Raw genomic sequence first — 12,630 nt, 5'->3', positions numbered from 1 at the left:
AACTCCCGTCCGCCGTGACCAGGATGAAACCCTCCACCATGGCCTGCGCTGCCAGCAGGCGGTCAAAGGGATCCCTGTGGTCCCAGTCGAGTTGTCCGGCAGCAAGCCGGTCCAACCTACGCGCGGGCGATGACCTCCCCATTCGGAATCAGGAACCAGCCGTCGTCAGTAGAACCCCAGCGGTGCCAGCCGGCCGAGATCCGCGCCAGGTCCGCCGGGTTGGCGAAACCGTACTCCAGGGCCTGCTCCGCGAACGCAGAATGCAGCACCCGTTCACCCCAGACGCGGGCCTGCCAGCGGCGCTGCTGGCCGGTGGCGTAGAGCCAGTTGCTGCTGGTGGGGGCGACGTCGTGAAAACCCGCGGACTGGGCCCAGCTGACCAGGCGCCGCCCGGCGTCGGGCTCGGCCCCGTTCCGCCGCGCAATGAGCTGGTAGAGGTCCATCCATTCGTCCAGCTCCGGGATGGCGGGGTACCAGCTCATCCCGTGGAAGTCGGCGTCCCGCACTGCAACAATGCCGCCTGGCTTGGCCACCCGGCGCATTTCCCGCAGTGCCTCGACGGGGTCGGTCAGGTGCTGCAGCACTTGGTGGGCGTGGACCACGTCGAACGTCCCGTCCGCAAAGTCAAGGTCGTAGATGTTGCCGGCCACGAATTCCACGTTGGGCACTTCGCGTTCGACGGCGAGTGCCTGGGCCTGGGCGATGATGTCCGGTGAGCGGTCCAGGCCGGTGACCTTGCCCGGGCTGACGACGGCGGCAAAATCGCACGTGATGCTGCCCGGCCCGCATCCGACGTCGAGCACGTCCGTTCCCCGGGTGAGGTGCGGCAGGACGAATGCCGCTGAATTCTCGGCGGTCCTGGCGGCATGGGCCCGGACTACGGACTCATGGTGGCCGTGCGTGTAGACGTCGTCTTCAGGCTGCTGGTCGCTCATGGACAAACGCTACTCCCAACCAGGCGGCAGGGACTGGCGTTGGGGCCGTCAAAACGGCAGTGTCTGCTAGGTGGCGGTATGGCCGGAGGGCTCGGGGGAATCCTCGCGGGCGGCAATGGTGGCGTCCACCATCGCGGCCATGAAGCGCGAAACGGTCTCCAGCTCAGCGTCGGTGAACTCCGCCATGGCCTGTCCCATGTGGCGTGAGAGTGGAGCGAAGATGGCACCGCCCTCCGTGAAGGCCTTGGGAGTCATTTTCAGCTGGACCTGGCGGCGGTCCGAGCTGTGGCGCTCGCGGACCACATGGCCCGAGTTGTCCAGCCTGTCGATCAGGGCCGTGGTGGCGGGGGAGCTGAGGTTCAGTTCCTTGCGGAGGAGCCCCGGTGTGACCACGTTGCCCTTCGCCGTGTGGCGCATGATGACGGCCAGGGCGTTCAGGTCCGTCCGGTGCATGTCCTTGCGGCCACCGGCGGCGTCCACGTAGCGGTTGGCCTCCAGCGTGAAGTCCTGCAGCAGCCGGACCAGGGGGTGGGGTCCGCCGGTACGAGGTGTTTCAGGCGCGGCTGGGCCGGCGTTGCCCGGGTTGCTGCCGTTCATGGTCACCTCCTGGAGTTGGCGGGGCCGTCCGCTTTGCGCACAGGCCCTGAGGGATATTACTTCAGCTGCCTTGGCATTGCGTGGCTTTGCCTGTTGAAGCACCGCCAGGGCCTTCTTCAGAAAAAGCTTGACTGGCACTTATCTCTATCGTGGAGATAGTCTAGTGTGGAATCAATCCTACTCCGCTCTGTCCCGCGCGGATCACCCGCATGGAAGGCATCATGAAACATCCGACTGCAGCCAAGGAACGCGTCCCGTTCTGGCTCCGCTGGCTCATCCCCGTCATCCTGGTGCTGACCTGGCTTGGCCTTGCCGGCATTGGCGGCCCGACGTTTGGCCGCTTGGAGGAGGTCTCCTCCAATGACCAGGCGTCATTCCTGCCGGCCAGTGCCGAAGCCACCGAAGCCCAGGACTGGCAGGCGAAATTCCGCGACTCGGACGAGGTTCCGGGAATCGTCGTCATCGAAAACTCCGAGGCGTTCACTCCCGCCCAACTCGGTGAAGTTGCCGGCCTGCGGACGAAGATCGAGGAACTGAAGCTCGGGAGCGCGGTGATCGGGCCGATTCCATCCGAGGACGGCAAGGCCGTTCAGTTCGTGGCCCCCATCGGCGGCAGCGTGGAGGTCAAGGAAGCCGTCAAGGAACTCCGCGACACAGTCGGCGAGGGCACCCCCGAAGGGATGCAGGCCTACGTCACCGGCCCTGCGGGTTTGGCTGCGGACCTGACGGCCGCATTCGGCGGAATCGACGGCATCCTGCTGCTGGTGGCGCTGTCTGCCGTGTTCGTGATCCTGCTGATCGTGTACCGGTCCCTGCTGCTCCCCATTATGGTCCTGCTGACCTCCGTCTTCGCACTCTGCGCAGCCATTCTGCTGGTGTTTGGCATGGCCAAGGCCGGCTGGATCCAGCTAAACGGCCAAAGCCAGGGCATCCTGTCCATCCTGGTGATCGGTGCTGCAACGGACTATGCGCTGCTGTTCGTGGCGCGGTTCCGTGAGGCACTCACCCACACCACCAACCGGACGTCGGCGGTAATCACTGCCTGGAAGGCCTCCTTCGAGCCCATCTTGGCCTCCGGCGCCACAGTGATCATCGCGCTGCTGTGCCTGCTGTTCTCCGACCTCAACTCCAACAAGGCCCTGGGCCCGGTGGCCGCGGCCGGCATCGTCTGTTCGCTGTTCGCCGCCCTGACCCTCCTGCCCGCCCTCATGGCTTTGCTGGGCCGTGCCGCTTTCTGGCCTTTCCGGCCCAAGCTGGTACCCGCCGATGAGCGCGAGCCCGAGCTGGTCACCGGGCTCGAAGGCCAGAAGGGGCTGTGGCGCGCCACCGGATCCCTGGTCTCCCGCCGTCCGCGGACCATCTGGATCGGCTCCGTGCTGCTCCTGGTTGTCGCCTCGGCAGGTGTCCTGCAGCTGAAGGCCAACGGGGTGCCCCAAACCGACGTCATCCTCACCGCCTCCAACGCCGTGGACGGCCAGGATGCGCTGGCGCGCCACTTCGACGCCGGCAGCGGCAGCCCCGCCGTCGTGGTTGCGGACCAGGCCAAGGCGCAGGAAGTCCTGGACACGGTCAAGGAGGCCGACGGCGTGGGCGACGCCTATCTGTTGGCCCAGGGCAGTGTGCCCATCACCGGAGCCCCTGGCACGCCCAGCGAACCGGACGTCCGCGAAGGCAAGGTTCTCATCAATGCCACCCTGAACTCCGCAGCGGACTCCCTCGAGGCAGAAGAAGCGGTCAAGTCCCTCCGGACTGACGTGAAGGCCGTTGACTCCGGCGCCCTGGTAGGTGGCGTCACGGCTACCGCGCTGGACACCAACACCACCGCCCAGCGTGACCTGGTGATCATCATCCCCGTGGTCCTGGTGGTCATCCTCTTCATCCTGATGCTGCTGCTGCGCTCCATCGTGGCGCCGGTGCTGCTGGTCCTCTCAGTGGTGCTGTCCTACGCCGCCGCCATGGGCGTCTCCGCGCTGGTGTTCAACAACCTCCTGGGCTTCCCGGGCGCCGACGCCACCGTCCCGCTGTTCGGGTTCGTCTTCCTGGTGGCCCTGGGCGTGGACTACAACATCTTCCTGATGAGCCGCGTCCGGGAAGAATCCATCAAGCACGGAACACGGCCCGGCATCCTCCGCGGCCTCGGTGTCACCGGCGGAGTCATCACCTCCGCCGGCGTGGTCCTGGCGGCAACCTTCGCTGCCCTGGGGGTCATCCCCATCATGTTCCTGGTGCAGTTGGCCTTCATTGTGGCCTTCGGCGTTCTGCTGGATACCGTGCTGGTGCGCTCGCTGCTGGTACCCGCCCTGGCCTATGACCTCGGTCCGAAAATCTGGTGGCCCGGCAAGCTCGCCCGGGCCGGCGCCGGCCCTGCGGAGAAGCCGCGGGAGCCCGGCGTCGAACCCCTCGAGGAGGTCTCCAGCCGCTGACGGCCGGCCTTCCGCCAGCCATCAATCCGTCCGGCCCCGCTGCCGCCACCGCTCCACGGTGGCGGCAGCAGCCGTATCCGGGGAGGCAGCGTGGACCGATGGAGGTGCCCTAAAAGCGCGTTTCCGTACCCTGTTGGCGCGCTCCGTGGCTCGATAAACTGCCAATGCGCCCGCTTGGACGCGGAACTCGAAGGAGAGATGACGCATGAGTGAAAACCGCGCTAATGAGGAACCCCGGAAGGGCGGAACTGCCCCCGGCATGGAAGGCGAAGGCGGGCAGTACATGGATGGCGACTACGGTGAGGCCGGCGCGGTCGAAGTTCCCTCAGAAAACCTTGAGGACGGCCAGTATCCCGACGGCGACTACGGCGACGCCGGCACCAGCGGGAGTGATCGCGGGGAAGAGGTTGTCCGGGAGGGGCTGACCGACGGGCAGGTGCAGGCCACGGAGGATGAGCGAGGGCCGCTGCACGGGCGTCCGGAGTCCGATCGGTAGGCGCCCGCCGGCTGATCCGGCCAAGCGAGCGGCCAGCCGAACCGGCCGGCCGCCGTCGGTTGTGCCGGGGCGGGCCTAGTGCCCGGCGTCCGAAGCCGCTCCGGCGCCGATGCGTTCTGCCCCGCCCCGGGCCTCTGCGGCGTTGCCGTCGGCCGCTTCGCCGGGCTGTCCGGCGTCCTTGCTGCGGGCCCGGCTGACCGCTGCCACGGTGGCCAGCACCGTTACCAGGCCACCGTAGGCGTAGGTGGTCACCGGAAGTGACAGCACAGGTGCCAGCAGGCCGGCCAGTACGGCGGGAATACCGAAGGCCGTGTAGGCCACCACGAAGAGCGACGCGAAGGTGCCGGCACGTTCGTGGTCCTCAACCAGGGGGCTGATGGACCGGATGACGCCCATGAAGGCTGTGCCGAATCCGGCTCCGGCCACCACCACGGCGGCCAGGAACAGGCCGAATGAGCCCAGCCCGATGGCCAGGAGTGAGAGGGCGGTCCCCAGCGCCAGGGCCGTGGTTCCGAAAATGGTGATGGTGCGGGCGCCGAACCGGTGCAGGACAGCGGCCGCTGCGGCTCCGACGCCGGCCAGGATGGTGATCACCATGCCCTGCCACAGGTGCTCCCGGATGCCGAACGTTGTGTGGACTATCGCCGCGCCGAGCGAGAGGTACAGCCCGCCCGTGGCCCAGCCGGCAAACACGGCCGGCGCGCCGCTGACGAATCCGCTGCGGGCTGCCGGCGGCAGGGTCAGGTGCGGTTTCAGTGATGCCGCCAGGCCAGGCGCGCGGGGTGAGGTTTCCGGTGCGGCCCACACCAGCGCGGCAAAGGCGATGTAGAGGACCGACAGCGAGACGAACACCAGGGTGCGCGGCTCTGCCATCAGATCCAGCAGCAGCCCGGACGCCAGGGCGCCCAGCGCGAGGCCGCCCAGTGGCGCCACTGTGTTCCAGGCCGCGCTCGAGCCGGGGTCGTCCTCAGCTTCGAGATCCGCAATGGCCGCAGAAAGCGTGGTCAGCAGGAGGCCGCTGGCGATGCCCTGCAGGACGCGTGCCACCAGGAGCATTGCCAGCGAGTCCGCAAGGAGGAATGCCGTGACGCTGCCGGCGAGCAGGATGAAAGCGCCGCTGATGACGGGCCTGCGTCCCAGATGGTCCGAAAGGGATCCGAACACCAGCAGTGCCGCCAACAACGCAACGGCATAGACGGCAAAAATCCCCGTGGTGGCCACCGGCAGCAGGTGCAACTGTTCCTGCAGGGTGGGGTAGAAGGGGGATGGGGCGCTGGCGCCGGCCATCATTGCTGCCGTGGCAGCAGCGACGAGGACAAAGCCCAGCCGCCGGCGTGCTTCACGGGGCCGGGCTGCAGGGGAGTGCGTCACAACGTGCCACCTTCTGGGTTTTTGGGGTTGGTTCGAAAAATATCGAATCAACAGCCTACTGGCACCAACCCCGATGGTTCAACTAAAATCGAACCGTGGCTACGCCGGCGAACCTCCCCCACCCCACCCGCGCGGATCTCGATCTGCCCAGCGTGCTCTTCGCATTGAGCGATCCTGAGCGGCTGGACATCGTGCGCCAGCTCCGCTCCGGCCCCCTCGACATGGCTGACTGCTCGCTCAGGGTCCCGGACATGCCGAAGTCCACTAAATCGCACCTCATGAAGGTCCTCCGCGAGGCCGGGGTTATCCGCAATGAGGCCAACGGCCGGGGCCGCCGCCTGACCCTCCGCTCCGAGGACCTGGAGGCCCGCTTCCCCGGGTTGCTCCCCGCAGTCCTCGACGCGCCAATGCAGTAGCGCCGCCCACCCCCTGGGTGCCGTTCCGTTGCGGTTGACTGCGCTCTTTCTCCCAGAGCGGAACCGGGCCGCAGTACCCCTGAATTCCCCGCCATTGCAGGCATCAGGTGATTGCCGTCGTCGTGATCCGAATCCATAAAGGATGAAAGTTGAGTGGAGTACGCTCAACTTCAGTTGACATCAGGTGGGCCCTGAGTAAAGTTGAGTGCAGAACGCTCAATCATGCGGGCGCCAACCAGTTTCCAAGGAAAGAAGGAAGCAACACATGTCACGTGCAGTAGGTATCGACCTCGGAACCACCAACTCCGTCGTCTCCGTTCTCGAAGGTGGCGAGCCCACCGTTATTGCCAACGCCGAGGGTGGCCGCACCACGCCGTCGGTGGTTGCATTCTCCAAGTCCGGCGAGGTCCTGGTTGGCGAAATCGCCAAGCGCCAGGCCGTCAACAACATTGACCGCACCATCGCCTCCGTCAAGCGCCACATGGGCACTGACTGGAAGGTGGACATCGACGGCAAGAAGTACACCGCGCAGGAAATCTCCGCGCGTACGCTGATGAAGCTGAAGAACGACGCCGAGTCCTACCTGGGTGAAAAGGTTACCGACGCCGTCATCACCGTTCCGGCCTACTTCAACGACGCCGAGCGCCAGGCCACCAAGGAAGCCGGCGAAATCGCCGGCCTGAACGTCCTGCGCATCGTCAACGAGCCCACCGCCGCAGCACTCGCCTACGGCCTGGACAAGGGCAAGGAAGACGAACTCATCCTGGTCTTCGACCTTGGTGGCGGTACCTTCGACGTCTCCCTGCTGGAAGTCGGCAAGGACGAGGACAACTTCTCCACCATCCAGGTCCGCGCCACCGCCGGTGACAACCGCCTCGGCGGCGACGACTGGGACCAGCGCGTTGTTGACTACCTGCTGAACCAGCTCAAGGTCAAGGGCATCGACCTGTCCAAGGACAAGATCGCCCTGCAGCGCCTCCGCGAAGCCGCTGAGCAGGCCAAGAAGGAACTCTCCTCCTCCTCCAGCACCAACGTCTCCCTCCAGTACCTGTCCGTCACCCCCGACGGTCCGGTCCACCTGGACGAGCAGCTGACCCGTGCCAAGTTCCAGGACCTCACCAAGGACCTGCTCGAGCGCACCAAGAAGCCGTTCCACGACGTGATCAAGGAAGCCGGCATCAAGCTCTCCGACATCAACCACATCGTGCTGGTGGGCGGTTCCACCCGTATGCCCGCTGTCTCCGAGCTGGTCAAGGAACTCGCCGGTGGCAAGGAACCGAACAAGGGCGTGAACCCGGACGAGGTTGTGGCCGTTGGCGCGGCACTCCAGGCCGGCGTGCTGAAGGGTGAGCGCAAGGACGTCCTCCTGATCGACGTCACCCCGCTGTCCCTCGGCATCGAAACCAAGGGCGGCGTCATGACGCACCTGATCGAGCGCAACACCGCCATCCCCACCAAGCGGTCCGAGACCTTCACCACCGCTGACGACAACCAGCCGTCCGTGGCCATCCAGGTCTTCCAGGGCGAGCGCGAATTCACCCGCGACAACAAGCCGCTGGGTACGTTCGAGCTGACCGGCATCGCTCCGGCACCGCGCGGCGTCCCGCAGGTTGAGGTCACGTTCGACATCGACGCCAACGGCATCGTCCACGTCTCCGCCAAGGACAAGGGCACGGGCAAGGAACAGTCCATGACCATCACCGGCGGCACCGCACTCTCCAAGGAGGACATCGACCGCATGGTCCGTGACGCCGAGGAACACGCCGCCGAGGACAAGGCCCGCCGCGAGGCAACCGACACCCGCAACTCCGCAGAGCAGCTCGCCTACTCCGTAGACAAGCTGATCGCCGACAACGCCGACAAGCTGCCGGAAGAGGTCAAGACCGAGGTCCAGGCTGACGTCGACGCCCTCAAGAAGGCGCTCGAAGGCACCGACGACGCCGAGGTCAAGACCGCGTTCGAGAAGCTGCAGGCTTCCCAGACGAAGCTCGGCGAAGCCATCTACTCCCAGGCCGGTTCGCCGGACGGTGCCACCGGTGCCGCGGGTGCCGAAGGCGCAGCAGCGGGCGATGGCTCCAAGGCCGACGAGGACATCGTCGACGCCGAGATCATCGACGAAGACGAAGCGAAGAAGTAAGCCATGCCCCATCACGGTAACGAGGAAGAGCACTCTTCATCCGCGAACCACGAGGGCAAGGGCAACAGCCAGGAACCGGTCATCCGGGACAACCGCAAGGTTGACCCGGTGACCGGCCAGGCCCGGCACCCTGAAGGCGGGCAGGCCGGTTCCGCACAGGATTCCGACGGCGACGCGCTGGCCCAGGCCGAGGAGATCCTCAACGGCGTCGAGGTGCCCGCAGGGGAATCCGTGGCCCAGGGTGTTCCCGCAGGGTCCGCCAACGCTGAGGCAGCAGAGCTGAAGAACGACCTCCTCCGCCTGCAGGCCGAGTATGTCAACTACCGCAAGCGCGTTGAACGCGACCGAGCCGTGGCAGGGGAAATGGCCGTCATCGGCGTCCTGAACTCCCTGCTCCCGGTCCTGGACGACGTCGACGCCGCACGGCAGCACGGCGACCTCACCGATGGCCCCTTCGCCGCGATCGCCGCCAAGCTGGAGAACGCGCTGAAGACCTACGGCCTGGTCCGCATCGACGAAACCGGCGTGGATTTCGACCCCACGGTCCACGAGGCCCTGATCCAGCAGCCCGGCGAAGACATTGAGGTTGACACCGTCAGCCAGGTGCTCCGCTCCGGCTACAAGTCAGGCGACCGCGTGCTCCGCGCAGCACAGGTCATCGTCGCAGTACCTGCGTAGCATTACCCCGGTGGCTGGGATTGCCGAAACCAGGTTTCGGCAAGCCCAGCCACCGACCCATAACTTTTGAAAGGAAACGCCATTGGCTAGCCAGGATTGGGTGGACAAGGACTTTTACAAGATCCTTGGTGTTGCCAAGGACGCTTCCGACGCCGATATCAAGAAGGCTTACCGGAAGCTGGCACGGCAGTACCATCCGGACACCAACTCCGGCGATGCAACTGCCGAGAAGAAATTCAAGGACGTCTCCGAGGCCTACTCGGTGCTCTCTGATGCTGATGAGCGCCAGCAGTACGATGCCATCCGCGCCATGGGCGGCGGCGCCCGGTTCGCTCCCGGCGGCGGCGGTGCCGCTGGCGGCAACGGCGGGTTCGAGGACCTGTTCGGCGGCCTGTTCACCGGCAACACAGGGCGGCACGCCGGCGGCTTCAACCCGTCCTCCGGCAACATTCCGCCCGAATTCGCGGACCTGTTCGGCGGCGGCTTCGGCGGCTCGCCCGGGTTCCAGCGGACACCCCAAAAGGGCGCGGACCGCACCGCATCCACCAGCATCTCGTTCTCCGGTGCCATCCGCGGCACCACCATCGGCCTGCGTGAACCCAACGGCGAAGTCATCGACGTTCGCGTCCCCGCCGGCATCAAGGACGGCCAGAAGGTCCGTGTGCGCGGCAAGGGCCAGCCCGGCCAGGCCGGCAACGGCGACCTGGTGGTTGCCGTCTCGGTCAAGCCGCACGAGTTCTACACGCGCGACGGCGACAACCTCCGCATCCACGTCCCGGTCACCTTCCCCGAGGCTGCTTTGGGCGGCGACATCGAGGTGCCCACCATCGACGGCGAGAAGGTGCGGGTCCGTGTTCCGGCAGGCACGCCGTCGGGCCGTACCCTGCGGGTTAAGGGCAAAGGCGTGAAGACCTCGAAGGCTACGGGCGATCTCCTGGTGACCATCGACGTCGCGGTTCCCAAGAACCTGAACAAGGAGGCCGAGGCCGCGGTGAAGGCTTTCGCCGAGGCCACGGCCGGTGCCGACGTTCGAGAGGGCCTGGCCGCCAAGGCCCGGCTGTAGCGGAGGAGGTGTGCCGTGGACATCAACGCTGACCAGCCCATCTTCGTGATTTCCGTGGCGGCTGAGCTGGCTGACATGCACCCGCAGACGCTCCGCCAGTACGACCGCCTGGGCATCGTTAAACCCAGCCGTGCCCCCGGGAAATCCCGGCGGTACTCGCAGCGGGACGTCAACATGCTCCGCGAAGTGCAGCGGCTGTCCCAGGAAGGCGTCTCCCTCGAAGGGATCAAACGCATCCTGGAACTGGAAAACCAGGTGTCTGCCCTGCAGCGGCGCGTGCTGGAACTGACCGAGGAACTGGGGCGGCGCCCGCAGGCGTTCGACTCCCGCATCTTCGCCGCGGGCGCGGCCGGCGACGTCGTGAGCCTGGCCCGCGGCCAGCGCCCCCGTCCGCGGCCGCAGGCCGTGGTGCTGTGGCGGCCCCGCGCCATCGGCCAGTAGCAGCAGCTGCCTGCCTCTCAGTACCCGGCCTCCGGCCGCCCGGCAAAATTAGAGTACCCGCTACTCGTGTGTCCCCGCCCGCGGAAACCTTCAATGGAACCACTGCTGAAGCAGTGGTTCCATTCTTTTCTGGGGGGTTATTCCATGTTTGGTTCTCTTCTCAAGGCCCGGCCATGAGCCCGGGAATGGAAGCAGTGGCGTCCTTCAGCGCTTCGGTGCCCGGACAGGCCCTGCTGGCCATCGGGCAGACGGTCGTGGTGGTGTGCGTCTGCTTTGACATGGTCCGGGCAACGTCCGTTCCGCGGTCGCACCGGCGCTACGTGGCCAGCACCGTCTTCCGGACCCTGGCCATCCCGGCGGTCATCGCCGATGCCCTGACGGTCCTGGTGGCCATCGTGGTGTCGTCGTGGATCGATGTGGTGATGGGCATGTTCGTGCTCACCGCCATCATCTTCCGGTTCCATTACGGCAAGGACGAGGACAACTGGTGGCAGGGCAAGGGCAGGAAGCTCGCCCGCTGGGCCCGCCGCCACCTGTCCGGCCGCGCGTCGGTGGCCCCTGCCATGGGGTGAGCCGGAGCCCTAGCCGTTGATGACCTGCGGGACGCCGAGGGCCTTGAGGCCTTCGGCGCCGAATTCCAGGCCGTAGCCGGACTGTTTGGCCCCGCCGAAGGGAATCCGCGGATCGACGACGCCGTGCCGGTTGATCCAGACGGTGCCCGCTTCCAGCCGCGCGGCTACCGCACGGGCAGCCGCGGGGTCGGAGGACCAGACGGAGGCGCCGAGGCCGACGTCGAGGGCGTTGGCCATCTCCACCGCTTCGTCGATGCTGCCGTAGCGGATGATCGGCAGTGCGGGGCCGAACTGTTCCTCGGCCACCAGCGGATTGCCGTTGTCGATGTCCGCCACCAGCGTGGCGGGGTAGAAGTAGCCGGACTGGCTGGAGTCCGGGTTCCCGCCGAGGAGGACTCGTGCTCCGGAAGCCCTGGCCTCCTCCACGAGGGTCGCGACGACGTCGTACTGCGCTTTGTTCTGGAGCGGGCCGAGGACGTTGTTTTCGTCCAGGCCGTTCCCCATCGGCATGGCCTTCGCGACGTCGGTGAGTGCCTCGCAGACGGCGTCGTAGATGGAGTCGTGGACGTAGAGGCGCTTGAGTGCGGCGCAGGTTTGGCCGGTGTTGATGAAGGCCCCCCAGAAGAGGTTCTGGGCGATCGCCCGGGGATCGGTGCCGGGCAGGACGATGCCGGCGTCGTTGCCGCCGAGCTCGAGAGTGAGGCGTTTGACGGTATCCGCCGACGACCGGATGATCGCCTTGCCTGTGGCGGTGGACCCGGTGAACATGACCTTGCCCACCGCCCCATGCGATGCCAGCGCTTCGCCTACGTCCCGGCCGCCGGACACGACGGTCAGCAGCCCTTCGGGCAGTTCTTCGTTGAGCACCTTGGCCAGCGCCAGGACCGAAAGCGGCGTGTACTCGGAAGGCTTGACCACCACGGTGTTGCCCATCCGGAGGGCGGGGGCGATCTGCCAGGTGGTGATCATCATGGGCCAGTTCCACGGCCCGATCGCGCCCACGACGCCGATGGGCCGGTAGTGCAGTTCGGCGCGGGTTTCGCCGTCGTCCACCAGGGTTTCGGGGGCCAGGGGAGTGCCGGCCGCGGCTCGGAGCCAGGCCGCGCAGGCGCCCACCTCGAAGCGGGCGTTGGGCCCGTTGAGGGGCTTGCCCTGCTCGCGGGAGAGCAGCTGGGCGAGCTCCTCGGCTGAGCGTTCGACGGCGTCGGCCGCCTTGAGGAGGACGGCGGACCGGGCCTCGTGTCCCACGGCAGCCCACGCGGGCTGCGCGGTGGCGGCAGCGGTGATGGCCGCATCCAGGTCCGCCACTCCGTGCACCGGGGCCTCACCCACAGCCGCGCCGGTTGCGGGGTCCAGGATGGTCCGGCCGGTGCCGGGGGCGGGCGAGATGGCGGCCAGAAGCGCATCATAGGTTTCCACGGGTACTCCACTTCGAGTAGGCAGGGACGCCAGCCGGGCGGCTGGGCGGGCTACGTTCCAGTGTGGTTGGGCACGGGCCGCG

12 protein-coding genes are annotated in these 12,630 nt (G+C 66.9%); 8 read left to right on the top strand and 4 right to left on the bottom strand.

Features of this window, described 5'->3' with window-relative positions; all coding sequences use genetic code 11:
• Nucleotides 1–116: 116 nt before the first annotated feature.
• Nucleotides 117–935 carry a methyltransferase domain-containing protein gene (locus tag ACP3TD_RS19090; RefSeq protein ID WP_426764563.1) on the bottom strand — a complete coding sequence of 273 codons (819 nt, stop codon included), beginning with the start codon at nucleotides 933–935 and terminating at the stop codon, nucleotides 117–119.
• 66 nt (nucleotides 936–1,001) lie between these two features.
• A complete protein-coding gene (locus tag ACP3TD_RS19085) occupies nucleotides 1,002–1,532 on the bottom strand; it encodes a MarR family winged helix-turn-helix transcriptional regulator (protein ID WP_426764561.1) in 531 nt (176 codons plus the stop codon).
• Nucleotides 1,533–1,753: 221 nt separating this feature from the next.
• Between ACP3TD_RS19085 and ACP3TD_RS19080 the strand changes: the two genes are divergently transcribed.
• Both ACP3TD_RS19080 and ACP3TD_RS19075 read left to right on the top strand, forming a co-directional pair.
• Nucleotides 1,754–3,955 carry an MMPL family transporter gene (locus tag ACP3TD_RS19080; protein ID WP_426764559.1) on the top strand — a complete coding sequence of 734 codons (2,202 nt, stop codon included), beginning with the start codon at nucleotides 1,754–1,756 and terminating at the stop codon, nucleotides 3,953–3,955.
• 205 nt (nucleotides 3,956–4,160) lie between these two features.
• Complete coding sequence (locus tag ACP3TD_RS19075; protein ID WP_426764557.1) at nucleotides 4,161–4,451, top strand: hypothetical protein; 291 nt, start codon at nucleotides 4,161–4,163, stop codon at nucleotides 4,449–4,451.
• 75 nt (nucleotides 4,452–4,526) lie between these two features.
• Here ACP3TD_RS19075 and ACP3TD_RS19070 read toward each other — a convergent pair whose 3' ends face one another.
• Nucleotides 4,527–5,822, bottom strand: a complete 1,296-nt coding sequence (locus ACP3TD_RS19070; RefSeq protein ID WP_426764555.1) for an MFS transporter — start codon at nucleotides 5,820–5,822, stop codon at nucleotides 4,527–4,529.
• A gap of 95 nt (nucleotides 5,823–5,917) precedes the next feature.
• Here ACP3TD_RS19070 and ACP3TD_RS19065 point away from each other — a divergent pair, with 95 nt between their 5' ends.
• From ACP3TD_RS19065 to ACP3TD_RS19040, 6 genes are all read left to right on the top strand, one after another.
• Nucleotides 5,918–6,238 (top strand): ArsR/SmtB family transcription factor, encoded by a 321-nt coding sequence (locus ACP3TD_RS19065; protein ID WP_426764554.1) that lies wholly within the window; start codon nucleotides 5,918–5,920, stop codon nucleotides 6,236–6,238.
• 265 nt (nucleotides 6,239–6,503) lie between these two features.
• The gene (gene dnaK, locus ACP3TD_RS19060) at nucleotides 6,504–8,375 is read left to right on the top strand and encodes a molecular chaperone DnaK (protein ID WP_426764553.1); all 1,872 of its coding nucleotides are present in this window, start codon (nucleotides 6,504–6,506) and stop codon (nucleotides 8,373–8,375) included.
• Nucleotides 8,376–8,378: 3 nt separating this feature from the next.
• Nucleotides 8,379–9,053: a nucleotide exchange factor GrpE gene (locus tag ACP3TD_RS19055; protein WP_426764552.1), complete on the top strand. Its 675-nt coding sequence runs from the start codon at nucleotides 8,379–8,381 to the stop codon at nucleotides 9,051–9,053.
• 82 nt (nucleotides 9,054–9,135) lie between these two features.
• Nucleotides 9,136–10,116 (top strand): DnaJ C-terminal domain-containing protein, encoded by a 981-nt coding sequence (locus tag ACP3TD_RS19050; RefSeq protein WP_426764551.1) that lies wholly within the window; start codon nucleotides 9,136–9,138, stop codon nucleotides 10,114–10,116.
• A 15-nt stretch (nucleotides 10,117–10,131) separates the two neighbouring features.
• Nucleotides 10,132–10,557, top strand: a complete 426-nt coding sequence (locus tag ACP3TD_RS19045) for a heat shock protein transcriptional repressor HspR (RefSeq protein WP_426764550.1) — start codon at nucleotides 10,132–10,134, stop codon at nucleotides 10,555–10,557.
• A gap of 185 nt (nucleotides 10,558–10,742) precedes the next feature.
• Nucleotides 10,743–11,129 carry a hypothetical protein gene (locus ACP3TD_RS19040; protein ID WP_426767306.1) on the top strand — a complete coding sequence of 129 codons (387 nt, stop codon included), beginning with the start codon at nucleotides 10,743–10,745 and terminating at the stop codon, nucleotides 11,127–11,129.
• Nucleotides 11,130–11,138: 9 nt separating this feature from the next.
• On the opposite strand, the gene ACP3TD_RS19035 is transcribed toward ACP3TD_RS19040, so the two are convergent.
• Nucleotides 11,139–12,548, bottom strand: a complete 1,410-nt coding sequence (locus ACP3TD_RS19035; protein WP_426764549.1) for an aldehyde dehydrogenase family protein — start codon at nucleotides 12,546–12,548, stop codon at nucleotides 11,139–11,141.
• Nucleotides 12,549–12,630: the final 82 nt, after the last annotated feature.

This window comes from Pseudarthrobacter sp. 1G09 (assembly GCF_050038305.1).
Lineage (GTDB): Bacteria > Actinomycetota > Actinomycetes > Actinomycetales > Micrococcaceae > Arthrobacter > Arthrobacter equi.
The sequence above is the reverse complement of the archived record's forward strand: the minus strand, read 5'-3'. Positions and strand labels throughout refer to the sequence as shown.

Excerpts from the sequence above, each read along its gene's own strand:
- ACP3TD_RS19040 (WP_426767306.1), top strand. The coding sequence starts at position 10,743 with ATGGAAGCAGTGGCGTCCTTCAGCGCTTCGGTGCCCGGACAGGCCCTG.
- ACP3TD_RS19075 (WP_426764557.1), top strand. The coding sequence starts at position 4,161 with ATGAGTGAAAACCGCGCTAATGAGGAACCCCGGAAGGGCGGAACTGCC.
- ACP3TD_RS19090 (WP_426764563.1), bottom strand. The coding sequence starts at position 935 with ATGAGCGACCAGCAGCCTGAAGACGACGTCTACACGCACGGCCACCAT.
- dnaK (WP_426764553.1), top strand. The coding sequence starts at position 6,504 with ATGTCACGTGCAGTAGGTATCGACCTCGGAACCACCAACTCCGTCGTC.
- ACP3TD_RS19085 (WP_426764561.1), bottom strand. The coding sequence starts at position 1,532 with ATGAACGGCAGCAACCCGGGCAACGCCGGCCCAGCCGCGCCTGAAACA.
- ACP3TD_RS19080 (WP_426764559.1), top strand. The coding sequence starts at position 1,754 with ATGAAACATCCGACTGCAGCCAAGGAACGCGTCCCGTTCTGGCTCCGC.
- ACP3TD_RS19055 (WP_426764552.1), top strand. The coding sequence starts at position 8,379 with ATGCCCCATCACGGTAACGAGGAAGAGCACTCTTCATCCGCGAACCAC.